21 protein-coding genes are annotated in these 25,661 nt (G+C 65.0%); 7 read left to right on the forward strand and 14 right to left on the reverse strand.

Translation table 11 applies throughout. The features are described 5' to 3' along the window. Positions 1-31 precede the first annotated feature (31 nt). The 6 genes from CXQ88_RS08525 to CXQ88_RS08550 form a co-directional block, all read right to left on the reverse strand. The gene (locus CXQ88_RS08525) at positions 32-1,078 is read right to left on the reverse strand and encodes an iron chelate uptake ABC transporter family permease subunit (RefSeq protein WP_104043737.1); all 1,047 of its coding nucleotides are present in this window, start codon (positions 1,076-1,078) and stop codon (positions 32-34) included. Next, positions 1,071-2,078 carry an ABC transporter permease gene (locus tag CXQ88_RS08530; RefSeq protein ID WP_104043738.1) on the reverse strand — a complete coding sequence of 336 codons (1,008 nt, stop codon included), beginning with the start codon at positions 2,076-2,078 and terminating at the stop codon, positions 1,071-1,073. The genes CXQ88_RS08525 and CXQ88_RS08530 overlap by 8 nt, the downstream gene beginning before the upstream one ends. 23 nt (positions 2,079-2,101) lie before the next feature. Next, complete coding sequence (locus CXQ88_RS08535) at positions 2,102-3,049, reverse strand: siderophore ABC transporter substrate-binding protein (protein ID WP_104043739.1); 948 nt, start codon at positions 3,047-3,049, stop codon at positions 2,102-2,104. A gap of 206 nt (positions 3,050-3,255) precedes the next feature. Further along, positions 3,256-4,419 carry a mannitol-1-phosphate 5-dehydrogenase gene (locus CXQ88_RS08540; protein WP_104043740.1) on the reverse strand — a complete coding sequence of 388 codons (1,164 nt, stop codon included), beginning with the start codon at positions 4,417-4,419 and terminating at the stop codon, positions 3,256-3,258. Continuing rightward, positions 4,419-6,494 carry a PTS mannitol transporter subunit IICBA gene (locus CXQ88_RS08545; RefSeq protein ID WP_104043741.1) on the reverse strand — a complete coding sequence of 692 codons (2,076 nt, stop codon included), beginning with the start codon at positions 6,492-6,494 and terminating at the stop codon, positions 4,419-4,421. The genes CXQ88_RS08540 and CXQ88_RS08545 overlap by 1 nt, the downstream gene beginning before the upstream one ends. Positions 6,495-6,578: 84 nt before the next feature. Beyond that, positions 6,579-7,307 (reverse strand): TetR/AcrR family transcriptional regulator, encoded by a 729-nt coding sequence (locus tag CXQ88_RS08550; RefSeq protein WP_104043742.1) that lies wholly within the window; start codon positions 7,305-7,307, stop codon positions 6,579-6,581. 162 nt (positions 7,308-7,469) lie between these two features. On the opposite strand from CXQ88_RS08550, the gene ptsP reads away from it, so the two are divergent. After that, entirely contained in the window at positions 7,470-9,155 is a 1,686-nt protein-coding gene (ptsP, locus tag CXQ88_RS08555) for a phosphoenolpyruvate--protein phosphotransferase (protein ID WP_104043743.1), read from the forward strand. 34 nt (positions 9,156-9,189) lie between these two features. On the opposite strand, the gene CXQ88_RS08560 is transcribed toward ptsP, so the two are convergent. Continuing rightward, positions 9,190-9,972 carry an alpha/beta fold hydrolase gene (locus CXQ88_RS08560; RefSeq protein WP_104043744.1) on the reverse strand — a complete coding sequence of 261 codons (783 nt, stop codon included), beginning with the start codon at positions 9,970-9,972 and terminating at the stop codon, positions 9,190-9,192. A gap of 66 nt (positions 9,973-10,038) precedes the next feature. On the opposite strand from CXQ88_RS08560, the gene CXQ88_RS08565 reads away from it, so the two are divergent. Next, positions 10,039-10,461, forward strand: coding sequence for a helix-turn-helix domain-containing protein (locus CXQ88_RS08565; protein WP_104043745.1), 423 nt, complete (start codon positions 10,039-10,041; stop codon positions 10,459-10,461). An 8-nt stretch (positions 10,462-10,469) separates the two neighbouring features. Here the strand turns inward: CXQ88_RS08565 and CXQ88_RS08570 are convergent, their stop codons facing one another. Beyond that, entirely contained in the window at positions 10,470-11,687 is a 1,218-nt protein-coding gene (locus CXQ88_RS08570) for a PucR family transcriptional regulator (RefSeq protein WP_104043746.1), read from the reverse strand. A 232-nt stretch (positions 11,688-11,919) separates the two neighbouring features. Between CXQ88_RS08570 and ald the strand changes: the two genes are divergently transcribed. Next, entirely contained in the window at positions 11,920-13,038 is a 1,119-nt protein-coding gene (gene ald / locus CXQ88_RS08575; protein WP_104043747.1) for an alanine dehydrogenase, read from the forward strand. 22 nt (positions 13,039-13,060) lie between these two features. On the opposite strand, the gene CXQ88_RS08580 is transcribed toward ald, so the two are convergent. The 6 genes from CXQ88_RS08580 to CXQ88_RS08605 form a co-directional block, all read right to left on the reverse strand. After that, positions 13,061-14,131: a Gfo/Idh/MocA family protein gene (locus tag CXQ88_RS08580; RefSeq protein WP_104043748.1), complete on the reverse strand. Its 1,071-nt coding sequence runs from the start codon at positions 14,129-14,131 to the stop codon at positions 13,061-13,063. 215 nt (positions 14,132-14,346) lie between these two features. Beyond that, a complete protein-coding gene (locus CXQ88_RS08585; RefSeq protein ID WP_104043886.1) occupies positions 14,347-16,068 on the reverse strand; it encodes an ABC transporter family substrate-binding protein in 1,722 nt (573 codons plus the stop codon). A 49-nt stretch (positions 16,069-16,117) separates the two neighbouring features. Continuing rightward, entirely contained in the window at positions 16,118-18,355 is a 2,238-nt protein-coding gene (locus CXQ88_RS08590) for an ABC transporter ATP-binding protein (RefSeq protein WP_104043749.1), read from the reverse strand. After that, positions 18,352-19,341 carry an ABC transporter permease gene (locus CXQ88_RS08595; RefSeq protein ID WP_104043750.1) on the reverse strand — a complete coding sequence of 330 codons (990 nt, stop codon included), beginning with the start codon at positions 19,339-19,341 and terminating at the stop codon, positions 18,352-18,354. The genes CXQ88_RS08590 and CXQ88_RS08595 overlap by 4 nt, the downstream gene beginning before the upstream one ends. A 2-nt stretch (positions 19,342-19,343) precedes the next feature. Continuing rightward, entirely contained in the window at positions 19,344-20,327 is a 984-nt protein-coding gene (locus tag CXQ88_RS08600) for an ABC transporter permease (protein WP_104043751.1), read from the reverse strand. Between the two features lie 353 nt (positions 20,328-20,680). Further along, complete coding sequence (locus tag CXQ88_RS08605) at positions 20,681-21,289, reverse strand: TetR/AcrR family transcriptional regulator (RefSeq protein ID WP_373637732.1); 609 nt, start codon at positions 21,287-21,289, stop codon at positions 20,681-20,683. A 127-nt stretch (positions 21,290-21,416) separates the two neighbouring features. On the opposite strand from CXQ88_RS08605, the gene CXQ88_RS08610 reads away from it, so the two are divergent. The 4 genes from CXQ88_RS08610 to CXQ88_RS08625 all read left to right on the forward strand — a co-directional run bounded on the left by CXQ88_RS08610 (position 21,417) and on the right by CXQ88_RS08625 (position 25,652). Next, the gene (locus tag CXQ88_RS08610; protein WP_104043753.1) at positions 21,417-21,974 is read left to right on the forward strand and encodes an NAD(P)H-dependent oxidoreductase; all 558 of its coding nucleotides are present in this window, start codon (positions 21,417-21,419) and stop codon (positions 21,972-21,974) included. 128 nt (positions 21,975-22,102) lie between these two features. Continuing rightward, entirely contained in the window at positions 22,103-23,347 is a 1,245-nt protein-coding gene (ligD, locus tag CXQ88_RS08615; protein WP_104043754.1) for a non-homologous end-joining DNA ligase, read from the forward strand. A gap of 268 nt (positions 23,348-23,615) precedes the next feature. After that, the gene (locus CXQ88_RS22260) at positions 23,616-24,281 is read left to right on the forward strand and encodes a hypothetical protein (protein WP_258061776.1); all 666 of its coding nucleotides are present in this window, start codon (positions 23,616-23,618) and stop codon (positions 24,279-24,281) included. 78 nt (positions 24,282-24,359) lie between these two features. Then, on the forward strand, positions 24,360-25,652 hold the full coding sequence (locus CXQ88_RS08625; protein ID WP_104043755.1) for an aminotransferase-like domain-containing protein: 1,293 nt from the start codon (positions 24,360-24,362) through the stop codon (positions 25,650-25,652). The last annotated feature ends 9 nt before the right edge of the window (positions 25,653-25,661 follow it).

Consider the following 25,661-nt stretch of genomic DNA (forward strand, 5'->3'; position numbering starts at 1 on the left):
GCCAGGCTTCCGGCGCCACGCAGTTGGCAGGTCATTTCAGGGACCCTTTCAGGAGGAGGTAAAGGAACAGGATGCCGCCCGCGAATTCGATAACCACGCTCAGGGCGGTGCCGAAGCCGAACACCTTTTCCAGGAGCAGCTGCCCTCCCACCAGGGCGACGGCGCCGATCAGCACCACGATGGGCAACAGCCAGGCATGGCTGAAGCCGCGGCACAGCTGGTAGCCCAGGCTCACCACCAGCAGCCCGAAGAACGTCACGGGCCCCACCAGCGCAGTGGACACCGCCACCAGCAGAGAACACCCCAGAAGGACCCGCATCACCACTTTCCGGTGGTCCACGCCCACGTTGATGGCAACATCGCGGCCCAGCGCCAGGACATCGAGCGTGTGCCGGGCCCGCCAGACAAGAGCACAAACAACGGCAACTATGGCCGCCGAGACGCCCAGCAGCGAGGGGTCCACGTTGTTGAAGCTCGCGAAGAACAGGTCCTGAAGGATGATGAATTCGCTCGGCTCCATCAGCCGCTGCAGCAGAGAGGACAGTCCGCGGAACAGGCTGCCCAGGATGACACCCACCAGCAAGAGCAGGTGGAGGGACCGGGTGGCACCCGTGAACATCCAGCGGTACAGCAACGCGCTGAACGCCACCATCAACAACACTTCGACGCCGAACTGGAGTGTGGGCGGGGCGGCCACCACCGCGGCGGCCCCGAGCGTGAAAGCCATGGCCGTCTGCACCAGGATGTACAGCGAATCGAAGCCCATGATGGACGGCGTGAGGATGCGGTTGGCGGTGACGGTCTGGAACAGCAGCGTGGATACGCCCACCGCAACGGCCACCAGCAGCATCGCGGCCACCTTGATGGCGCGGCGCGGCAGGATGTAGCCAACGTTGCCCTTGAGCTCGAAGAACAGGAAGAGGCAGACGACGGCGGCCGTGGCCGCGAGCAGGACGCCCACCACCAGGCGGGGCGAGGCGTTGCGGACGGCCGCTTGGAGCCGGCGTGGCACTCCGGCCATCGGACCTTTTACGGCTGGCTTTTTCACGGGCGGCAGCAGCGTTGTGCTCTCAGGCATTGCGCTTCCTCAGGATCAGGGCGAGGAAGAGCACGGCGCCCAGCACGGACATCACCATTCCCACAGGCACCTCGTACGGGTAACGGATGGTCCGGCCGATGACGTCGCACACCAGCACGAACGCGGCCCCGAACAGGGCAGTCCAGGGAACAGCGCGGCGCAGGTTGTCGCCGAAGATGAGGGACACGATGTTGGGAACCACCAGCCCCAGGAAGGGAACGGCCCCCACGGTGGTCACCACTACCGCCGAGATCAGCGAGACGATGATCAGTCCCAGCCGCATGGTCCGGCCGTAGTTCAGGCCCAGGTTGGTGGTGAAGTCCTGGCCCATGCCGGCCACGGTGAAACGGTCGGCGGCGAGCAGGCCCAGCAGCATCAGGACGGCGACGATCCAGAGCAGCTCGTATCGGCCGCGCAGGACCCCGGAGAAGTCGCCGATCATCCAGTTGCTGAGGGTCTGCAGCAGGTCGTAGCGGTAGGCGAAGAACGTGGTGACGGCAGCGATGACGCCACCCAGCATGATTCCCACCAGCGGGATGAGCAGGGTGTTGCGGGCAGGCAGCCGCCGCAGGATGGCCAAAAAGAGCGCGGTTCCCAGCAGTGCGAAGGCGCTGGCCACGAGCATCTTGACCAGAACCGGGGCCTCCGGGGCGAAGACGGTGACCACCAGAATCCCCAGTGTGGCGGATTCAACCGTCCCCACCGTGGAAGGCTCAACAAAGCGGTTCCTGGCCATAAGCTGCAGGATCAGGCCGGCGACGGCCACCGCCATCCCGGCGAGCAGCACTGCGAGGGTCCGCGGAACACGGGAAATCCAGAAGACCTCCACCGTGGCCGGGTCACCCGCCAGGAGGGCCGGAAGCGAGACGTCGCTGACGCCCACAAACATGCTGGCGGCCGCGAGGACAAGGACTGCAACTGCGGCCGCAGCCAGGCCTGCACCGTGGCGGGCCTGGCTGCGGGTTGCCGGCGCAAGCGGGCGCACGGCGGTGGTGGTCACGGGTGTTGAACTAAGTTGCGGCGTCAGGCGACAGACTCGGCGACGGCGTCAACCATGGCCTTGACGTTGTTCAGGCCGTAACCCACGATGTACCAGCCAGCGGGGTCAAGGTTGATGACCTTGTTGTTCTTGGCGGCACTGGTGGACTGGACGAGTTCATTGTCGAGGATGGGATTGGCGGCGGAGCCTTCGGTGCCTACCGCGGTATCGCGGTTGATCACGTACAGGATGTCAGGGTTGGCCTGCTTGATGTATTCGAAGGAGATTGCCTCACCGTGGCTGCCGTCGACCTTGACGTCGGCGGCGGTGGGCACGCCCAGGACGTCGTGGATAATGCCGAAGCGTGAGCCGGCGCCATAGGCGGTGACTTCGCCGCCGGAGGTCAGGACGATGAGGCCCTTACCGGCATCGGCAGCCTTGGTTTTGGTCTCGGAGATGGCGGCGTCGACGGCGGAGAGCTTCTCTTCCACTTCCGCTGACTTGTCGAAGATGGTTCCGAGCTTTTCGGTCTGGGACTCGAAGCTTTCCAGCGGCTGGGCCGCATCAATGGACAGGTCGATGGTGGGGGCGATACTGCTCAGTTCCTCATAGGCCCCGGCGGTGCGGCCGGAGATGATGATGAGGTCCGGGTCACCTGCGCTGACGGCCTCGAAGTCAGGCTCTTTCAAGGAACCGATCTTGGTGTACTTCGCGTCGGCGTACTTGCTGAGCGCCTCGGGGTAGGCGGCTTCCGGCACGCCTGCAGGCTCGACACCAAGTGCGTCCAGGGTGTCCAGGACGCCGAGATCGAACGTGAAGACCCTCTCCGGGTTGACGGGGACGTTGGCGGTACTGCCCTGGGCGTGCTCCACGGTGATAGAGGTCGCTTCTTCAGCGGGCGTCGCCGTCGCGCTTCCTCCGCAGGCGGTCAGGGTCAAAAGTGCCGCTCCCGCCGCAAGTGCCCCCAAATAGCTCGACAGCTTCTTCTTCACGTTTATCTCCGCTCGGCTAATACATCACAACTTCGTTGCCTAATGACCCAGAGCCTATAAGTAAGGGAAGGCTTACTTCAAAACGGAAGCAGCCGTAATCCGTCATAAGTGGGAGAGGTCACACAGAACGACGCCGGCACTCAGGCGAGTGCCGGCGTCGTCATTGCAGGAGGGTTGCCGAAAAGCCGCAGGAAGTGAGCAGGCGTTCAGGCGGGAGTGCGGGCTACCTCCGCCTGGCGCTCCTCCACCAGTGTGGCGACGGCGTTGAAGAGCGGGTGCCCGGGCTCCAGGCCGGTGATTCGGGCAGTGGCGTCTTCCGGGCTGGCCGACGCCAGGATGCCGGCCAGCTCTGTTGCCTCGGCATCGGCAGGATCGGTAAACCGCAGGGCGCCGGCGATGGCGCCGAGAAGCGCCTCGGGCACCACACCGCGTTCGGCAAGTTCCGCGGCGGGCCCAATAAACCGCTCGTGCCGGCTCAGCTTGCGGAGCGGAGCCCGCCCCACCCGGTTTACAGTGTCCGGCAGGTACGGGTTGGAGAACCGGACCAGGATCTTCTGGACGTAGGCCTCCTGCTCGTCGTTGCTGAAGCCGTGCTTTGCCACCAGGAGCTGCTTGGTCTCCTCCAGCACCGCCCGCACGTCCTCTGCAACATCCTGGTCCGCCATGGCCTCGGAGATCTTCTCCAGGCCCGCCTCGAACCCGAAGTAGGCGGCCGACGCGTGGCCGGTGTTGACCGTGAACAGCTTCCGCTCGATGTACGGCGAAAGCTCATCCACAAACGTGGCACCAGGAATCTCGGGGGCGGCACCGCCAAAAGCAGTGCGGTCGATGACCCATTCGTAGAATGTCTCCACCGTGACGTCCAGGCCCTGGCCCGCTTCCTGGTTGGGGACGATGCGGTCCACGGCGGTGTTGGCGAACACCGCTTTGCCGTCCAGCACTCCGGCGGTCGCACCCGGCTGGGAGGCCACCTCCTTAGCCAGGATGTCGGTGGCGTTGATGGCGTTCTCACAGGCCATGACCTGCAGCGGGGCCAGCCCGGCTCCCCTTGCCACTATGCCTCTGGCGATGACCGGAGCCACGAACTTGAGGATGTGCGGCCCCACTGCGGTGGTGACAATGTCCGCCGTCGCGATTTCCGCGATGAGCTCTGCTTCCTGGGTGTTGGAATTCAATGCCCGGAAGTTGTTCACGGTCCGCACCGCGGGGTTCTCCCCCACTTCATGCACGGCGTAGCTGTCCGCCTCGGCGAGCTGGTTGATGAGCTCCTCGGCGACATCCGCGAACACCACCTCGTAGCCTGCGTTGTGCAGCAGCAGGCCCACGAAGCCCCGTCCGATGTTTCCGGCGCCGAAATGTACTGCCTTCACTATGCGTTGACCTTTCCGAAGAGCTCCAGGACCTCGTCCTCGGACGTTGCGGCCTCCAGCCGGGCCACCTGTTCCTTGTTGGTAAAGACCTTCGCGATGGAGGACAGGATGTGCAGGTGTTCGTTGTTGATGCCGGCGACGCCCACGACGAACTTGACCTGCTTGCCGTTCCAGTCGATGCCTTCCGGATAGCGGATCACGGACACTGCGGACTTCCGGATGTGGTCCTTCGCCGCGTTGGTTCCGTGCGGGATGGCCAGGAAGCTGCCCATGTACGTGGACACTGACTGCTCGCGCTCGTGCATGGCCCGGACGTAATCCTCATCTACGGCGCCGCGGGCCAGCAGGAGCCGGCCGGCTTCGTCGATGGCGGCGTCACGGGTGGTGGCTGTTCCGCGGAGCACCACGCTTTCCCGGGCAAGGATTTCGGAGGTTCCGGTTGCTGGCGCTTCGCTTTCGGATGTTCCGACGGCGGTGCCGGCGGCAGCTGCGCCGGCTGCCACTCCCGTTGCGGGTCCGGATGCTGCGGCTCCGCCGGGCGTTCCCGCACCGGCGTCCGGGCCTTCCGTTGCCACGGTCCCTTCGGTGTTGCTCTCCCTGACCAGCTCCACGATCTCGTCGTATTCCGGGCTGCTCATGAAATTGTCAACGGAGTAGTGGACCGCGCTGGACGTGGCCGGTTTGGCGCGCTCGGTCAGGTCCTGGTGGGTGACCACAACGTCATAGTCGTCCTTGAGGTTGGCGATGGAGGCGTTGGTGACCTTTACGTCCGGGAAGCCGGCAGCCTTGATCTTGTTGCGCAGCACGGAGGCACCCATGGCACTTGAGCCCATGCCGGCGTCGCACGCGAACACAATGTTCCGCACGGGTCCCGCCAGGACACCGACCCCGCCGCCACCGGCAGCAGCTCCGGCACCTGTCAGGGTGGAGGAGACGGAGCTCTTCTTGCCCTTCATCTGCTCCATCCTGGAGGTGGCCGCGTTCAGGTCGCCCTCGTCGCTGTGGCGGGTGGTCTTCATGATGACCGAGGCCACGAGGAAGGACACCGTCGTGGCCAGCAGGACCGCGAGGATGACCCCGATGTAGCTGTCGCGCGAGGTCTGGGCCAGAACGGCAATGATGGAACCCGGGGCAGCCGGGGCAACCAGGCCCGCATTGGTGATGGCCAGCGTCGCGATGCCGGTCATGCCACCGGCGATGGCAGCCAGGATCAGCAGCGGGCGCATCAGCACGTACGGGAAGTAGATCTCATGGATGCCGCCCAGGAAATGGATGATCGCGGCACCGGGCGCCGAAGCCTTGGCAACGCCGCGGCCGAAGAACATGTAGGCGAGCAGGATGCCCAGGCCGGGGCCGGGGTTCGCCTCAAGCAGGAACAGGATGGACTTGCCCTGCTCCAGGGATTGCTGCACGCCCAGCGGAGTGAGCACGCCATGGTTGATGGCGTTGTTGAGGAAGAGGACCTTTGCAGGTTCGATGAAGATGCTGGTCAGGGGCAGCAGGCCATTGTTGACCAGGAACTGGACCACGTTGCCCGCGCCCGTACTGAAGGCGGTAACCAGCGGCGAGATGCCATAGAACCCAAGCAGTGCAAGCAGGGCGCCCCAGATGCCCGCCGAGAAGTTGTTGACCAGCATCTCGAAGCCGGGGCGGATCTTACCGTCCCAGATGGAGTCGATCTTCTTCATGGTCCAGCCGCCCAGCGGGCCCATGATCATGGCGCCGATGAACATGGGGATGCCGGCACCCACAATCACGCCCATGGTTCCGATGGCGCCCACCACGCCGCCACGGACGTCGTAGACCATCCTGCCGCCGGTGTAGGCGATCAGGAGGGGCAGCAGGTACGTGATCATCGGCCCAACGAGGCCTGTGTTCGGCACACCATTTGTCTCGCCGAAGCCGCCCAGCTGCGGAACAGGCAGCCAGCCCTTTTCAATGAAGAGGGCCGTGATGAGGCCCCAGGCAATGAAGGCACCGATGTTGGGCATGATCATCCCCGACAGGAACGTCCCGAATTTCTGGACACCAACCCGCATGCTGGTGCGGGGTTTTGCAACTGTCTCTGTTGCCATGTGATTTCCTAACCGTCATTCCCGCTGCTCCGCAGGATGGTCCGATACTTACGACGACGTACTGGTGGAACTGGGTGGCGCGTTTCAGCCGGCCGGGCTGGTGGAGATGCGGTGAAGCCATTCGAGGAAGAGTTTGAGTTCCGAGCTGGAGAGCTGGTCTGAGTGCGAGGCCTGAAGTGCGGCGTTCAGGGCGATCGCTGCCACCACCACCGAGGATCTTCCGTTGTCGCCCGGGGCCGCGCCGTTAGCGGGCTCGGCGGACACCGCGAAGATCATGGCGTCCCGGGTCATGGTGGACAGTTCGAGGTTCCGGTCAGGGGCGGGTTCCGCAATCAGCATCAGCGTCACGCCCACGTTCGCGGCCAGGATGGACCTGGCAGCTTCCCTGGGCTGGACGTTCAGCTGGCCCGCCACCGCTGCTTTGTTCAGCATCTCCTCCATGAGCGCCTCGGCATCGGCAACGATGGCGGGGCGGCTTTCCGGGCGGATGTTGCCGAACATCACCAAGTACAGCTCCGGCTGGTTGAGCCCGAACTGCACGTGGTTGTCCCACATTCTCCGAATGTCCTCGAGCGGCTGTCCGGAGGGGGCGAAATCCCTTTCGCCCGCAACATACTCTTCAAACCCTGCGGCGACGACGGCGTCAAACAGACCTTCCTTGTCACCGAAGTGGTGGTACAGCGTGGGAGCTGTCACCCCTGCCAGCTGCGTGATCTGGCGGGTGGAAACGGGCGCTCCCGCAGAATTTGCCAGCAATTCCGCCGCTGCACGGAGCAGCCGCATTTTGGGGGGAAGCTGGCCATCCAAACTCATAACCGCTACCCTAGCACCTATAGCATTGCTATATGAACTGAATCACATACAATTTTTTTCAGGCACGTTTCCCGCTTCCGGACGTAGCAGTCCTCCGGCGGACCGGCATAACGCCGGATGATATCGGCGGGCCTGGCAACCGGCAGAGAATGAGGACCTTCAGTGCAGAACTTCCCAGGAGTAGGCGTCAGTCCAGGCCGCGTCATCGGCACCGTCCGGCAGATGCCCAAACCCATCAGCGAACCTCCCGCCGGCGAACAACTGGCAGCAGGCACCACCGCCGAGGAAGCCACCGCAGCCCTGAAGGCGGCATCCCAGGCAGTGCACGACGAACTCAAGGCGCGCGCGGCCCACGCCACCGGCGACGGCAAGGCAGTCCTTGAAGCCACTGCACTGATGGCCAAGGACACCATGCTTATCAAGGGTGCCGCCAAGCTCATTGCCCGCGGTATGTCGGGCGAGCGTGCCATCTGGGAGTCCGGCTCCTCCGTCTCTGAAATGCTGCACAACCTGGGCGGCTACATGGCCGAGCGCGCCACCGACGTCCTGGATGTGCGCGCCCGCATCGTCGCCGCGCTGCGCGGTGTTGCCGCGCCCGGCATTCCGGCGTCGAGCACACCCTTCGTCCTGGTGGCCGAGGACCTGGCACCGGCCGACACCGCCACCCTGGACCCGAACAAGGTCCTGGCCCTTGTCACCGCGGGCGGCGGCCCCCAGTCCCACACCGCCATCATCGCCCGCTCCCTCGGCCTTCCCGCGGTCGTCGCCGCCGTCGGCGTGGACGAACTTCCGGACGGCACCGAAGTGTACGTGGACGGCGCGGCAGGCAGCATCACGTCCGAGCCTGACGAGTCCCTGCTGGCAGCAGCGGAGGCATGGGCGGCTACCGCTTCACTGCTGGCAGAGTTCAGCGGAACGGGCGCGACGGCGGATGGCCACCTTGTGCCCCTGCTCGCCAACGTGGGCGGCGGCAAGGACGCCGAGGCGGCTGCAAAGCTGGGCGCCCAGGGCGTGGGCCTCTTCCGCACCGAGTTCTGCTTCCTGGAACGGGATACCGAACCCTCGGTGGAAGAGCAGGCCGCGGCCTACAAGAGCGTTTTCGACGCCTTCCCGGGGAAGAAAGTGGTCCTGCGGACGCTCGATGCCGGCGCCGACAAACCACTCCCGTTCCTGACCGACTCCACCGAGCCCAATCCGGCCCTGGGTGTCCGCGGCTACCGCACGGACTTCACCACCCCGGGCGTCCTGGACCGCCAGTTGGAAGCCATCGCGCTGGCAGAAAAACAGTCCGAAGCGGACGTGTGGGTCATGGCCCCCATGATTTCGACGGCGGAAGAGGCTGCCCGCTTCGCCTCCATGTGCGCAGACGCCGGCATCAAGACCCCCGGCGTGATGGTGGAGGTCCCCTCCGCCGCCCTGACTGCCGAAGCCATCCTCCGCGAAGTGGGTTTCGCGAGCCTTGGCACCAACGACCTGACCCAGTACGCCATGGCCGCAGACCGCCAGCTTGGCCCCCTCGCCAACCTCAACACTCCATGGCAGCCGGCCGTCCTGCGCCTGGTCGGGCTGACCGTTGAGGGGTCACGTGCTGAGGGCAGTAACAAACCCGTGGGCGTCTGCGGTGAGGCGGCCGCGGACCCGGCCCTCGCCGTCGTACTGACGGGCCTGGGCGTGGCAACGCTGTCCATGACGGCCCGGTCCCTCGCCGCCGTTGCAGCGGTGTTGAAGACGGTCACCCTCGATGAGGCGCAGCAGCTGGCCAAGCTTGCCCTGTCTGCCCCCAGCGCCACCGAGGCGCGGGCGTGGGTGCGGGAAAAGCTGCCGGTCCTGGAAGAACTCGGGCTCTGACGCCCTGCCCCCGCCGTGAAGGCGGGGGTTTCTGTCAGGCCGCGACGTCGAAGCCGTTGACGGCCCTGACCCAGCCGCTGATGGCCTGCGCAGCGGTTTCCGGGGCAGTGTGTTGGAAGACGTGGCCCTGGCCCAGAATCTCGGCCATGGTTCCCTGCCGGGCAACCTCGGCGAGGTTCACGCACCAGGGGCGGCGGGCAATGGGGTCTTTGGTGCCGCGGAGCACCAGCACCGGCTGCGTGACCTCCGCGAGCCGTTCCTCCAGCGGGTATTCCATCATTACGGGCAATTCGGTCAGGTACCAGCGCGGGCCGGCCCGGAAGTAGTCGCTGAACACGATGGCGTTCGAGGTTAGTGACTCACTGAACATTGAGTCCCGCGTCAGTGCCATCGCCTGCCTGCCCACCGACTTCCTGCTGGTCTCCACCACCGGACCCATCAGAACGACGCCGTCCACCCGCCCGGGTTCCTGCAGCGCCAGTTGCACTGCGAACTGTGTGCCCATGGAGTGGCCCACCGGCACGTAGTTATGCACTCCGGATTCCGCCAGGACAGCGCTCACGAACGCCGCAAACTCTTCAACCTGCACCTGGCGCCCGGGCTTTGACGCCTTTCCGAAGCCGGGCAGGTCGAAGGAGTAGACGTCCGCTTCTTTGGCCAGTTCCTGATGCAGCCGGGCCAGGTAGCGGTGGGAAACACCGATGCCGTGCAGCAGGACATAAGCCGGCCGCGCTCCAGTCTCCGCCGGATGGACGGAGGCGTAAAGCCTTCCCTGTAAACCGCCGGAATGCACGTCTTTGCCATCACTCAATGCCATCAGCCGAGCATACCGCCGGACCGGGGGGCGCACCGGTTGGCCGGGACGCCCCGGTAGGCTGGGGCCATGGCACTCATTGCTCCCAGGATGGCCGGCGCCCTTCCGCCCGAGGAGGCCGTAAAGCTCCAGCAGGCGCTGGCCGGCAGCGACGACATCACGGTTTTTGTGGACGGCACCGTCCACCGCCTGCCACCCCTGGCGAGGGACGCCGTCGTTGACCTCTTGCAGCGGTTCAGCCGCGGCGAGGCGGTGACGGTGAGCAGTGTGGAGGAAATGCTGACCACGTCCAAGGCTGCAGAACTGGCGGGAATTTCGCACACCTACCTCCGCAACATGACCGACCGCGGGGAGATCCCCGTTGAGTACCGCGGCAGCCACCGGCGGATCCCCTTGGCGGCGATCATGGCGTGGCTGGAGGGGCAGAAGAAGGACCGGAAGAAGAAGGCGGCCACAGATCAGGCTGCCGGCAATGAGGCCGACGGCAGCTGATCCTTGCGCTAAATTCGGGGCCGAAGTGCCCAGCGGCGCATTTTGAGGGCAGCGTGGAGTTCCAGGCGGGGCAGCCCCTTCAACGGGTCCACGCCCAACAGCTGGCGGATCCGGCCCAGCCGGTTGTAGATGCTGCTGCGGTGCAGGTGAAGTTTCGCAGCCACGTCCTGGACGGAGCCGTCGTTGTCGTACAGCAGTTCCAGGACCGGGATGAGTTCTCCGTTGCGGTCGTGGTCCTCGAGCATACGGAAGTAGACGGATCCAGAGTCAGCCCAGGCGCCGGCCCCTCCCCCGGCAGAGGCCAGGAGCTGGTAAACACCGGTGGACCGGCAGTCCACCAGTTCCCCGAGCTGCGGATCCACGGCAGCGGCCTGCGCAGCCACTTTTGATTGCCGGTAGGCCTCGGCGAGCTCCCGCGGCCTGGCAAACCCTTCACTGATCCCCAGGATGATCCGGTGGACCGGCCGGCCGGAGCGCTTGGCCAACTCCAGCTGGTAGTGGACCAGAACCTGCGCATGGTTTGCCCTGCCGGAGGACTCGCGGAACAGCCCCACCGAGTGCGTCTCCGCCCCGGCGCTGAAGAGGACGGCATCGACGCCCACGGTCGCCTGCAGAGCTGCCGAGCGGTGAATCAGGGTCGAAGCGATGGGATCGGGCCCGCCCGCCCAGCCGTCGGCGTCGAGGACTGTAACCATCTGCCACGGTCCGCGGCCCTGCACCTCCTTCCACCCTGCCACTGCCGCCACCGCGTTTGCTTCCCCGGCACACGCAGCCAGGAACTCCCGCTCACGCCCCCGCCGGAACTCGGATTCCGCGGTGTTCGAGTCGAGCAGCAGCCCGGAGAGCATTTCCAACTCGTTGTTGACGGACGGCAACTGGGTGAGGATCGCCGTCGGGTTTTCCTCCACGGAGTCCTGCTGCACCCAGAGGTAACCCACCCGGAAGCCGCGGACCATCAGCGGGACACAAACACGGCCCAGCATTCCCAGGTGCGGGTTCGCCGGAACCACCACCGGCCGCACTGCTGTGGCAATGCCGTGGGACAGCTGCCAGGCGCTCACGTCGGCCGGCACCTTTTTGCTGAGCAGGAAGTTCACGCGCACGCGGTCCGCATGGGACTGGTTGGAGCTGTAAGCCAGCAGCACGCCGTCCAGGTCCTCCAGGGACAGGCCGCGACCCAGCATTTGCGCCACCTGCTCAACCAGTTGCTCCACACCCTGCTGCATGGGCCAACACTACTGCTTCTGCGCCCTGGCGGACGAACGAACATGAGGCGACACCTGACGCTTAGCCGCTGAACAGATGTCGAGGGCGCATGGACAAAATCCGCTGAATCCCGGGGTTTTGCTGGAGCCCCCTTGACCACACCGTGTCAGCTGGCTCACAAACGGACTTATCGTGGAAACACGCAATCCTTCCGCACTTTCCGGCTTACCTGCCGAGAACCTGGAGCCTACGATGATCATCGGTGTCCCCAAAGAGATCAAGAACAACGAATTCCGGGTAGCCATCACTGCTGCCGGTGTCCACGAGTTCCGCACCCACGGCCACACCGTGTTGGTGGAGCGCGGGGCAGGGCTGGGCTCAGGCATCACCGACGAGGAATACGCCATCGCCGGCGCCGAGATCGTCAATGAAGCCGATGACGTCTGGGCCCGGGCGGACATGGTCATGAAGGTCAAGGAACCCATCAAGGCCGAATACCACCGCTTCCGCAAGGGCCTGGTCCTCTTTACCTACCTCCACCTCGCCGCCGAGCCTGAACTCACCCGCGAGCTCATCAACTCCGGCGTCACGGCCATCGCTTACGAGACGGTGCAGGAAGGCCGGACGCTTCCGCTGCTGGCCCCTATGTCCGAGGTGGCCGGCCGGCTGTCCGTGCAGGTGGGCGCTTCCTCCCTCATGGCTCCCGCCGGCGGCAAGGGTGTGCTGTTGGGCGGCGTCCCGGGCGTCCGCCCTGCCAAGGTGGTTGTCCTCGGCGCGGGCGTTGCCGGCACAAACGCCGCTGCCATGGCACTTGGCCTGGGCGCCGACGTCACCATCCTGGACATCAACATCAACCGCCTGCGCGAACTGGACGCCCAGTACCAGGGCCGCCTCAAGACCGTGGCGTCCAACAAGTACGAAATCGAAAAGTCCGTGGTGGACGCCGACCTGGTGATCGGCTCCGTCCTGATCCCGGGCGCCAAGGCCCCCAAGCTGGTCACCAACGACCTGGTGGCCCGCATGAAGCCCGGCTCGGTTCTCGTGGACATCGCCGTGGACCAGGGCGGTTGCTTCGAGGACACCCGCGCCACCACGCACCAGGAGCCCACCTACAAGGTCCACAACACCATCTTCTACTGCGTGGCCAACATGCCCGGCGCTGTTCCGAACACGTCCACCTACGCCCTGACCAACGTGACCCTGCGGTACGCCGTGTCGCTGGCCAACCTCGGCGTCAAGGCCGCCTTCGACCGGGACCCCGCCCTCGCAGCCGGCCTGAACATCGCCGCCGGCCACGTGGCGCACCACTCCGTGTCCGAGGCCCACGACCTGCCCCTCGTAGCGGACTGGCACGAGCTGGTCTCGGCGTAAGTCTTATGTCCCGCGCTGGAGGTTAGCTCCTCGCCGAGGACAGTTCACGTGCTTGTTCTATTAATTTGAGGACCTCTACTGGTCCTGCCGGATCTACTGGAACGGGGAGGGCTGAGGTCGCTCCCCCGTCGAGGATCTTGTCCGCCAGGAGCCGGTAGAACTCCGGGTAACTGCCGCGCTCGGTGGGCAGGGCATCCAGGTGGCCGTCACGGCCCAGGAGGCCCGCCCACTCCGGCGCCTCCTCACCGTACCCTGCATCAAGGGGGCTGCCGCCCGCCACAATGTAGGGCTCCTGCGGGTCCACACCGTTCTTGGTGAAGCCGCCCACGGAACCCAGGACGCGGAACCGCGGGCCCTGCTGCGCGCAGAGCATGTTCATGGTGAGGTGGCTCACCACCCCGGAGTCGTGCCGCAGCACCAGGAACACGTCGTCATCCGCGCGTTCATCCGCCCGCCGGGCCTTCAGCTCCGCATGGACCACGGCTGCGGGACCAAACAGCAGGAGTGCCTGGTCGATCAGGTGACTCCCGAGGTCGAACAGGACGCCGCCACCGTCGGCCGCGGTGGCGTGAGCCTTCCAGGCCTTGGCGATGGCGGGGGACCACCGCTCGAACCTTGACTCGAACCTGGTCACCTTCCCCACGGCGTCCGCCGCCAGGAGCTTCCGGAGCGTCAGGAAGTCACCGTCCCATCGCCGGTTCTGAAACACCGTCAGCACCCGGCCCAGTTGCCGGGCGAGGGCAACAAGCTCCTGCCCTTCCCCGCTGGTCACGGCGAACGGCTTGTCCACCACCACGTCCAGCCCTGCCTCCAGTGCGGCCCGGGCGAGCGGGTAATGCGTAGCCGGCGGCGTACCCAGCACCACGAGGTCAAGGTCAGCGGCGCGCGCAAGGACGGCATCGCCGTCGTGCACTGTCCTCACGCCCGGATAGCGGGCAATGGCCGCCTTCTGCCTTTCCGGGTTGGATGTGGCTATGACATCCAGCGAGTAGCGTGCATCGGACCCGATCAGGGGCGCATGGAAGACGCTGCCGGACAGGCCGTAGCCGACGACGGCTGTGCGGATGGTGCGTGGAGCGGCGGAGTCAGTCATAGGGCTACGGTACCCCCGCGCACCGTCGGCCGGACCCCTCAAAAGCGAGAGAGCGTTACAGGAAAACCCGCATGAAGTGAGAGAGCGTTGCAGGAAAACCCGCGAAAAGTGAGAGAGCGTCTGGAACGGCGAAGGCCGGCATCCCCCGATGTTCCAGGAGATGCCGGCCTTGCCGTGGTGCGTGTATTCAGTTGATCTTTAGTCAGCGCGGGCTGTTACTTCTTTTCCCAGCCGAGGGTGGTCCAGTCCGGAACCTGGGACAGGCTCTGGAACAGGGACGGGCCGTAGTTCGCCAGGCCGGTGCGGACGAAGGATATCTGCGGGCCGTTCATGACCACGCCCATGGAGTAGTACTTGGCCATGTGCGCCTTCTCAACCTCCATGGCTGCCTTGTTGCGCTCGGCGTTGTCCTCGATGGACGCGAGGTCAGCGATTTTCTTGTCCAGCTCGGCGTCGCCCAGCTGATTCTCGTTGGTCTTGGAGTCGTAGTACTGCTTGGCGGCCGATGTGGCATCCGCGCCTACCGTGTAGCCGGAGACGCTCATGTCGAACTCACGTGAACCCAGGACCTTGCCAAAATCAGCAGAGGCACGCTGGTCGATGCCAACATCCATGCCACCGGCCTGGAGCTGCTTCTGCAGGGTCTGGGCAAAGGCGAGGGTGGTGGGATCGTCACCGAAGTTGCTGATCTTGAAGGCGGCGGGCTTGCCGTCCTTCGCCATGATTCCGTTGGCATTCGCGGTGTAGCCGGCGTCCGTCAGTACCTTCTTGGCAGCATCCGGACCGGTTTCCTTCACGGGGTAGTTGTCCTGGTAGTACTCGGAGAAGGGCAGCAGCATCATGGAGCCGGAGCTGGGCTCTTCCCAGTTCAGGCCGTTGAAGCGCACCTTGCGCAGGGCCTCACGGTCCACTGCCGCGAAGATCGCCTTACGGACTGCAACGTCGGTGATGCGTTGGGCGTTCAGGTTCAAGCCGCCGGCGAACAGGCGCTGGCCGCGGCGGACCTCAGAATCTTTGGTGCCTTCCAACTGCTTGTAGAGGGAGACGGTGTTGGCTGATACGCCGTCGATCTCGCCGTTCTTGAAAGCAGCAATCTGGGCGCTTGTCTCCAGCTGACGGAAGACGACGCTTTCCAGGACCGGCTTGTTGCCCCACCATTTTTCGTTGGGCACCAGGCTCACGGTCTTGGCTGCGGTGTCGTACTGGTCCAGCTTGAAGGGGCCCGCCATCCACTCCGGGTGAAGTTCGCCGTTGAAGCCCTCGTTGAAGATCTGCGGCGTATTAACGGCGGGGTGGATGAGGCCAAAGAAGAGGTCCTCCAGCGGATACACCGGCCGGCTGGTCTTGACGATGACTTCCTTGTCGCTGCTGCCGGCCTCTACGGATTCAACAAATTCGTAGGATCCGGAAGTGACGATGTCGTAACCGGCATCGGGGCTCTTGAGGATGTTCCAGGTGTTCTGGAAAGCCTTGACGTCAATGGGGGTGCCGTCGTTGTACGTGGCTTTTTCGTTCACCTGGATGGTGATGGTCTGCTTGCCATCCTTGACTTCGTTCTTGACCTCCTCGCAGAAGTCCTTGTTGGGCGTTGCCTTGCCCTCGAAGTCGACCTTCCAGCAGCCGCCGATGCCGCCGCCCGAAACCGCAACAGGATTCATCGGGGCCATCAGCGCGGAGTTGTCTGCGCTGTTGCCGTTGTTGGAGAAGCCGTTGAAGTCCGGGCCGATGTTCCCCAGCGGAAGGGTGACCTTGCCGCCCTGTTCAAGATCGGCGGCGGGCTTTTCGTTGATGCTGATGAGCTTGGACAGGTCGCTGCCCGCCTCCTGGCCCTTTGCCGTCTCCGGCCCGGTGGCCCCGCCACCGCCGCCGCCGCAGGCAGTCAGCGCCAGAGCAGCGGCAATGGCCGCCGCTCCGCCGATCTTGTTCAGATTCCTCATGGTGTTCCCTTCATTGGTGCGGGTGGTGATGCTGTTGGGTCGGAAAAACTTAAGGTGCATGGTGGTCCGCCGATTCGTGGACGACCAGCATGTCCTCGTCCAGTTCCCCGTCGGGGAAGAAGCAGGCGAAGCGCTGGTCCAGGACCGGCAGCGCATGCGCGGCCAGGGCCTGGGCGGCTGCCGAGGGTGCCACTGGCTCCAGCGGGGGTTCCAAGGTGAGGCACTTTTCCTGTTTGGCCGGCGGCAGGGCCGCGAAGACCGGGCAGCGGGTGGCGAAGTTGCAGCCCTTGGGGGCGTCCAGCGGTGAGGGCAGGTCGCCCCGCAGGATAATGCGCTCCCTGGTTTGCTCGACGTGCGGGTCCGGCACCGGGATGGCCGAGAGCAGGGCCCGGGTGTAGGGGTGGCGGGGATTGTCGAACACCCGGTCCACTTCACCGATTTCCACGATTTTGCCCAGGTACATCACGGCCACGCGGTTGGAGATGTGCCGGACCACGGACAGGTCGTGGGCCACCATCAGGTAGCTGAGGCCCAGTTCGGCCCGGAGCTTGTCCAGGAGGTTGATCACCCCGGCCTGGACGGAAACATCAAGGGCGGAGACAGGCTCGTCCAGGACCACCAGCTTCGGATTCACGGCAAGGGCCCGGGCAATGCCGACACGCTGGCGCTGTCCGCCGGAAAACTGGTTGGGGAAGCGGTTGACGTGGTCCGGCTGCAGGCCCACCAGCTTCATCAGTTCCATGATGCGCTTCTTGATGGCCTGCTTGTCCATCCCGGCGTTCTGCAGCGGCTCGGCGAGCACTTCGTACACGGTAAACCGCGGATCCAGCGCCCCGGTAGGATCCTGGAACACCATCTGGAGCTCGCGGCGCATGGCGGCTTTGGTCCTGGCATCGGCTGCCTGCTTGTTGCTGATGCCGCCAATCACCACCTCGCCGTCCTGGTCCTTGTGGAATTCCATGATTTCCAGCAGGGTGGTGGTCTTTCCGGAACCGGACTCGCCCACGATGGAGAAGCACTCGCCTTCCCGGATGTCGAAGGTGACGCCGTCCACGGCCTTGACGGTGCCGATCCTGCGCTTGAGCAGTGCGCCTTTGCTCAGGGGAAAGTGCTTACGCACGTCCTTGAGCTGCAGGACAACCGCGCGCTCCCCGCGTGGAATGGCATCAAAGCGGGACACCGGCACCGGCGGAGCGGAGAAGACGTCGTGGACGTCCACTTCACCGCCCAAGGCCCCGGACTTGATGCACGCGGCGTGGTGAAGCGTGCTTCCGGGTACCGGCGCCAGCGGAGGCTCGCCGTCCAGGCAGGCGTCGGAGGCCAGCGGGCAGCGGGGCGCAAACGAGCAGCCGGTGGGCGTATGGATCAGGTTGGGCGGCATGCCCTCGATTGGAATCAGCGATGACTTCTCCGCAACGTCCACCCGCGGCACAGCGCCGAGCAGGCCCATGGTGTACGGCATCCGCGGGTTGTAGTAAATGTCATCCACCGCCCCTGTCTCCACAGGCTTGCCGGCGTACATCACCATGATGTCGTCTGCCATCCCGGCCACCACGCCCAGGTCATGGGTGATCATTACGACGGCGGCGCCCGTCTCCTCCTGCGCGGTATGCAGCACCTCCAGCACCTGGGCCTGGATGGTGACGTCCAGGGCTGTCGTCGGCTCATCAGCTATGAGGACGCGCGGGTTGTTTGCGATGGCGATGGCAATCATCACGCGCTGGCGCATGCCGCCGGAGAACTCATGCGGGAAGGCCCTCAGCCTGTCCTTGGGGCTGGGAATGCCCACCATTGCCAGAAGTTCGACGGCGCGGGCTTCTTTGGCCTGCTTGCTCATCGTTGGGTTGTGGATAGTGAGTGCTTCCACGATCTGGGTGCCCACGGTATACACCGGCGTCAGGGATGACAGCGGGTCCTGGAAGACCATGGCCAGCTCGTTGCCGCGGTACTCGCACATTGCTTTGTCGGTGAGGCCCAGCAGCTCCTTGCCTTTGAGCCGGACGGAGCCGGAAATTTCAGCCGTGGTGGGCAGGAGTCCCATGATGGCCAGGGACGTAACGGATTTGCCGGAACCCGATTCACCCACGATGCCCAGCGTCTTTCCGGGCAGGAGGTCGAAATCAACACCACGGACCGCGTGGACCACGCCGTTCTCGGTGTTGAAGCGGACGTGCAGGTCCCGGACGGACAGGACTGCGTCCGTGGGGGCGTGCAGCCCGGCGACGTGCAACCGTTCTACGGCTGACTGGGGCTGCTCGGCGGGCCCGGCGTCAAGGTTGCTGCTCATGAGGACTTCCCCTTAGCTCGGCTCTTCAGGGCTCTGCGATTTTTGGCGCTTCCGCTTGAGCTGGAGCTGGGGTCGAACGCGTCGCGCAGACCGTCATTCATCATGGCCAGCGACCCCGTGAGCAGGAACATCACAGTCAACGGCACCCAGAACATCCAGGGAAAGGTCTGTACCTGCGATGTGGCACCGCCAATGAGGACACCCAGGCTGACGTCGGGAACCTTGATGCCGATACCGATGAAGGAGAAGGCCACCTCCGCAAGGACGGCGCCGGTAACACCGCGGGTGATGTCCAGGACCAGCAGGGAACCGATGTTGGGAACCAGGTGCCGCCAGACGATCCGGCGCGGGGGGACACCCATGTACTGGGCGGCCTTGACGTAGTCGCGCTGCATCAGGGACATGGACAGCGACCGGATCAGCCTGGCGGTGCCCATCCAGCTAAAGACCAGCAGCACGATGATCAGCAGCAGCCAGGAGGGCAGGTCCCGCTTCAGGCCTTCGCCTCCGCCGCTGGTGGCAACCGCCACCACCAGCAGTGCGGGCATCATGATGAGCGCTTCGAGGATGAAGAGCATCACCTTGTCCACCTTGCCACCGAAGTAGGCCATGGTGCAGCCGTAGACAGCGGCAATGAGGACGGAAACAAGGCCCACGATCAGGCCGATCAGGATGGAGATCCTGGTGCCTTCCACCGTCATGGCGTAGAGGTCGATGCCTGCCTGGGACGTTCCGAGGTAGTGCTCGGCTGATGGAGGCATGCCGATGTTGAAAGGATCGATGGTCTCCTTGTCCCACTGGGTGAAGTAGCCGCCCACGAAGGAGAAGACGGTGAGGGCAAGGAAGATAGCAAGGCCCGCCACGGCCGTCTTATTGCGCATAAAGCGGCGGAAGATGATGGTGTTCTTGCCGATGATTACGTCGGCGTTCTCCAGGTGCGCGTCCTGTGCGACGGCGGCCGGGTCTACGGCGTTGAGGTTGGTCATGGCTACTGCACCCGCACTCTCGGGTCAACAAGCGTGGTGGCGAAGTCCGCCAGGATGGCCCCCAGGGCGAAGATAACTGACCCGTAGGCCAGCGTGGCAGTGGCGGCGTTGACGTCCTGGAGCGAGATGGCGTCGATGCTCCAGGAGCCCACACCGGGCCAGGCGAAGATCTTCTCCGCGAAGAATCCGCCGGCAAAAATGGCCGGGATGGTGAAGGCAATGCTTTGTGCCACTGGAATGAACGAGACCCGCAGCGCATGCCGGGAGATCGCCTGGTTGCGGGTGAGTCCCTTGGCGCGTGCCGTTCGGACAAAGTCTGCGTTGACGTTGTCCAGGAGGTACTGCCGCTGCGCAATCTGGTAGGAGCCCCAGCCCACCAGCGTGATGGCGATGGTTGGAACAGCGTAGTGCGCCAGCATATCCACGAACTGCGCCCAGCCCGGCTCCATGCCGGGGGTGGAGATGCCGGTGACGAAGAAGATGCGCTCCCCCACCGTTTCATTGATGTTGATGGCGCCCAACTGCACCAGGAAGTAGGCGATGGGGGCAGGCACGATGTAGGCGAGGTAGCTGTAGGACGTGATGACGCGGTCCTGGAACTTGTACTGCCGCGCTGCCGAATAGACCCCGAGTGCCACGCCGATAACGAGCGTCAGGATGATGGAGGCCAAAAAGAGGCGGGTGGAGATCCATACCCGGTCACCGAACTCCGCGTTGATGAAGGCACCGTTCGGGCTGCGGCCCCAGTCCCAGCGGGTGACAATGGCGGTAAGCCACTCCACGTAACGCTCCCACGGGCTCAGGTCCGGATCCAGGCCCTTGAGGCGCATCGAGTTGGCCACCTGCTCCGGGGTGGGCCGGGGAATCCGTTCCTGTTCAAGCAGCGCAGGCTTGAGGGAGCTGACCGCCAGGAAGTATCCCGCCGAGGTGGTCAGGAAGATCATAAAAACGTACGTGATGCCGCGCTTCGCAAGGTACCTGAGCATGGCGTTAGATCTGCTTAGCCGCCGGCAGCTGGACGGTAAAACCCCGCGGTGTCAGCAGGCGGGCCAGGCTGTTGGGCAAATCAACAATCACGTGCTGGATCCTTCCGTTATCCCCGGGTCAGCGGGGGTTGTGCCGCCTCACCGGGTCCTTTGCCAGCGGGTAGCTGGCTCCCGCAGCCTTTGCAGGCCTCGCCCTTATGGACTATGTCGCGGGTCACATTCCAGAGGAAACTATCACAAGCCGCTCCCTGAAAAGGGCCCGTTGTGGCCAAACCCACCCGCCCGTATCAGATCGTTATGAATAATTCTGTAAATTCAGTGTGACTAGGCTGAAAGAATTCGGTCGGCGTGACCTACGCGGCGGTGACAACCCGTGTAACAAGCTCCCTCCAGGAGTCACTGAGGCGGTCAGCATCCACGCCATGCACCCGGACCAGGTTCAGGAGCCGGTCCGGAGCCAGTGTGGCCCCCAGGGAACGCGCCATCAGCCAGGGGTCCGCCGCGAAGCCTTCCTCGGTGAGCAGCACCTCGATATGGCGGTACCACAGGGCAGCGGCCGGTACTTCAACCCGGCCCCGCGAGGCATTCTCCGCGGCAAGGGCCAGGTCACCGAACTCCATGACGTAGGCAATCCGTTCAATGCCGAAAGCAATGAGGCGTTCCAGCCCCGGCGCGCCTGGCCCCAAAGGCGGCGGACCGAACATAAAGCGCGCCTGAAAGGCGGCCTCGGATTCGCTCAGGAGGGTGAGCATAAGTCCGGCCCGGCTGCCAAAGCGGCGGAATACGGTGCCCTTGCCCACCCCGGCGTGCTCGGCGAGCCGGTCCATGGTGAGCCCTTCTGCCCCGCATTCCCCGATCAGGTCGCGGGCCGCTTCGAGCAGGCGCTCCCGATTCCGGGCAGCGTCGCTGCGTTCCACCGCCTCGTCCGGGGATAACCGGGGGCGCATTGGGATAAAGCTCACAATCCACATTCTAGACCCCGGGAATAAGAAGCGGACCGTAGTCCGTTTAGATGGGTGAAGGCATGAACAAGCCTCAGCTGTCACCGGCCGGCGGACCCCTCCCGTCGCCCCTACCCCAGGAGTTCCCATGACCAAGAGCACCGTACTCACCCTCGTCGGCAGCCTCCGCGCCGAGTCCACCAACCAAAAGCTGGCCGAAGCCATCCAGCTGAACGCGCCGGAGCAAGTGGACGTTGTCATCCACGACAACCTGGGCAACATCCCCTTCTACAACGAGGACATCGATGTTGAGGGCCAGGTTCCCGCGGCCGCTGCCGCCCTGCGCGCCGCAGCCAACGACGCCGACACGCTCCTCCTGGTCACTCCCGAGCACAACGGCACCGTGCCTGCAGCACTGAAGAACGCCATCGACTGGCTGTCCCGCCCCTTCGGCGCAGGCGCCCTCGCCGGCAAGCCCACCGCCGTCGTCGGCACTGCCTTCGGACAGTACGGCGGAGTGTGGGCCCAGGACGAGGCCCGCAAGGCAGCAGGAATCGCCGGGGCCCAGATCCTTGAGGACGTCAAGCTCGCAGTGCCGGGTTCCATGGTGCGTTTCGCTGAACTCCACCCGAAGGATGACGCAGAGGTTGTGGAGCAGATCAAGGGCGTGTTCGATGCCCTCGAAGCTGCCCAGCCTGCCGCATAACCAGCCTTCCCGGTGCCCGGCGCGGAATACCGTGCCGGGCACCGCCGTGTCCGAGGACCTTTGGTCTGCCTATAACGTCGTCAGCCCGTGCTCTGGCTGTGACATTCAATCGTTGCTAGCGTGACGGAATGAGCCCCTCGAAGACCCCGGCCGAGATCCTCGACATCAACGGCGCAGAGGTCCGCATCTCAAGCCCGGACAAGATGGTGTTCCCCGAACCCGGGCTCACGAAGCTGGACCTGGTGCGCTACTACCTCGCGGTCGCGGACGGCGCGCTGCGCGGCGCCGGCGGGCGGCCCATGGTGCTCAAGCGTTTCCCGAAGGGCATCGACGCCGAACCCTTCTTTCAGAAGCGCGTGCCCGAGAACCACCCCGAATTTATTGACACGGCAACACTCCACTACGCGTCCGGAACGTCAGCCGAGGAGGCCGTTATCCGGGACCCCGCAGGCCTTGCGTGGGTGGTGAATCTTGGCTGCCTCGACCTCAACCCACACCCCGTTCGGGCGGAGGACCTGGAGCATCCTGACGAACTTCGGGTGGACCTCGATCCGATGCCGGGGGTCGATTGGTCACAGATCGTGGATGTCGCCTATGTGGCGCAGGAGGTGCTCGACGACACGGGACTGGTGGGCTGGCCGAAAACAAGCGGCTCGCGGGGACTCCACATCCTGGTGCGCATCGCTCCACACTGGTCCTACCGCGATGTGCGGCTCGCCGCCGAGACCCTCGCGCGCGAAGTCGAGAACCGCGCGCCCGGCCTCGCCACCGCCCGGTGGTGGAAGGAGGAGCGCGGCGAGAGTGTGTTCGTCGACTTCAACCAGAACGCGAAGGACCGTACCGTAGCATCCGCCTATTCCGTCCGGGCCCTCCCCGATGCCCGGGTCTCGACGCCGCTTTCGTGGGACGAGGTGCGCTCCGCCCGTCCCGATCAGTTCACGGTACGCACGGTACCCGGACGCTTCGCGGACGTGGGGGACCCACATGCCGGCATCGACGAAGCTGTGGGCAAACTGGATGGCCTCCTCGCACTGGCAGCCGAGTTGGGCCCTGCGGAGAAAGCGCCGCGCAGCGGTGACGGCGCCGGCCGCCGGCAGTCAGTGATGCCGCTCATCGAGGTGGCACGCACCAAAACCAAACCCGAGGCACTGGCGGCGCTCGGCGAATGGAAGTCCAGGCACGCGGACCTGATTCCTGCCTTGCACCCCGCGGACGTGCTTGTGGACGGAATGCGCGGATCGAGTTCGCTCTGGTACCGGGTGCGGGTGAACCTGCAGCACATCCCCGATGAAGAACGTCCCGCGCAGGAGGAACTCATTGCCGACTATGACCCCTGGGAAGGCAAGGAGTGGCCGGGCCGCCCGCGATCCTGACTCGTGGGGCGCGCGCCCGGGCGGTGCTGCCGTGACCAACTCTTGTCCCAACCGGTACCTCCCGGACATTCTTTGGCGGACGGGCCAGCCGTAACGTTAATCCACGGACGTACCGGGACGGGATTGCGGTGCAGGGATGGCAAAACGGCCAATGGCTGGAAGGCGGATGGCGGGGGTGCGCGCTGTGATGGCGGCATCCGCCCTGTCACTTCCACTGTGGGCCGCCGCCTGCACCACCCCCCCTCCCCAAGAAACACCGCCTTCCTCGGTGCCCCTCGTTGATGCCCGCGCCACCCCAACCCCGGCAGCCGCGCCCACTGTCCCGGTTCCCCAGCCGCAGGCTCCGCCGCCCACCGAAACGGCGGTCCCGCCCCCGGCGTCGGCGACTCAGGGCGGCGCACCCGCGGCCCCGGCGGTGACCGCACCAGGCGGCACGGCCACAGCCCCTGCGCCGGAGGTACCGGCATCGGAGGACCCCCTGCCTTCCGCATCGGCTCCGTCAGGCAAGGCGGCAGGACTGCAAACTGTGACCGCCTTCTACGTGCTCCTGGACGACGGCGGCAGCAACGGTGTGCGATTCGGCTGCAATGACAGCCTGGTGGGGGTAGCCCACATCAGTTCCGCCGGGGAGGATGCGCTTGCTGCTGCCGTTCGGGCCCTGCTGGACGCGCAGGCTGAGGCAGTAGAGTCACCGCCGCCGTCGCCGGACGTCTACAACGCACTTTCAGGTTCCGAGCTGAAGTTCCTCTCGGGAAGCTTCGACGGCACAACCGTCACGGTGTACCTCGCCGGAACGCTCAGCATGGGAGGGGTCTGTGACCTTCCGCGGGTGGAGGCCCAGCTGACGCAGACGGCGGTTTCGGCGGTGGGGGCGATCCGGGCGGAAATCTACGTCAACGGGCGCAGCCTCAGTGAGGCCTTGCAGCTCAACTGAGTGCCCCTAGCTGCCGGGCGTGCATCGTCAATCAACGTCTGTTGCCTCCGCAGCAACACCCGGCTGTATCCTGTTGGTGTGAGCCACGAGACACTCGACGCCGCAGCACGGACGCTGCCTGCCGAAGCCATTGACGCCATCGAACGGGCGGCGACGTCCGCGCACCGCCATGAGGAACTTTTCTCAGAGCGCGCCGCCAACATCCGGCAGTCCGCCGTCAGGGATGTCTTCGACATCTCCCTGCGCCCCGGATTGGTTTCCCTTGCAGGTGGAAGCCCCTACCTGCAGTCGCTCCCCCTTGACCGGCTGGCTGCCACCGCGGCAGCAATAATTGCCGAGGACGGCCTGACGGCCCTGCAGTACGGCAGCGGCCAGGGAAGCGAGGAGCTGCGCGCCCAGATCTGTGAGGTGATGGCCGCCGAGGGCATCCTCGACGCGCTGCCCCGGAACGTTGTAATCACCGCGGGTTCCCAGTCGGCCCAGGACGTTGCCACGAAGGTTTTCTGCAACCCCGGGGACGTAGTGCTGGTGGAAGACCCCACCTACGTGGGCGCACTGAACACCTTCGAGGCGTACCAGGTTCAGGTGGAAACAGTGGAGACGGACGCGGAAGGCCTGGTTCCGGATCTCCTCGAAGCAAAAATCGCCACTTTGCAGCTGACCGGTAAGAGCGTGAAATTCCTGTACACCATCCCCAACTTCAACAATCCCTCGGGGATAACCCTGGCCCGGGAGCGGCGGCAGCAAGTCGTGGATATATGCCGAAATGCGAATATCTTGATCCTCGAGGACAACCCCTACGGACTCCTGCGCTTCGAGGGAGAACCGCTGGCGCCGCTCCGCGCCGACAACCCCGCGGACGTCATCTATATGGGTTCCTTCTCGAAGATCTTCGCCCCCGGACTCCGCATCGGCTGGGCCCTCGTCCCCGAACACCTGCAGCGCCGCTACTACCTGGCAGCGGAAGCAGTGACGCTTTGCCCGCCCGCGCTGAACCAGATGTTGGTATCCGCGTATCTGCGTGACTACGACTGGCGGGGCCAGATCGAAACGTACCGCGGACTCTATGCGGAGCGGTGCCGCGCCATGCTCGCTGCCCTTGAGGCCCACATGCCCGCCGGGACCAGCTGGACCAGCCCGGAAGGCGGATTCTTCGTCTGGGTGACGCTGCCGGAAGGCGTGGACACCTACCCGCTGCTGCAAAAGGCTATCGATGCCGGGGTGGTGTTTATCCCGGGGGCCGCCTTCACGCCGTCGGACGAGCCGTCCAACAAGCTCCGCCTGGCCTACAGCGCCGTGCCGCCGGAAGCCATCACCGAAGGCGTACGGCGCCTGGCGCCGGTACTGCGGGAAGCCATCGCAGGGCTGTAGCCTTGGCCT

It is taken from the genome of Arthrobacter sp. ZGTC412 (assembly GCF_002929215.1).
Lineage (GTDB): Bacteria > Actinomycetota > Actinomycetes > Actinomycetales > Micrococcaceae > Arthrobacter.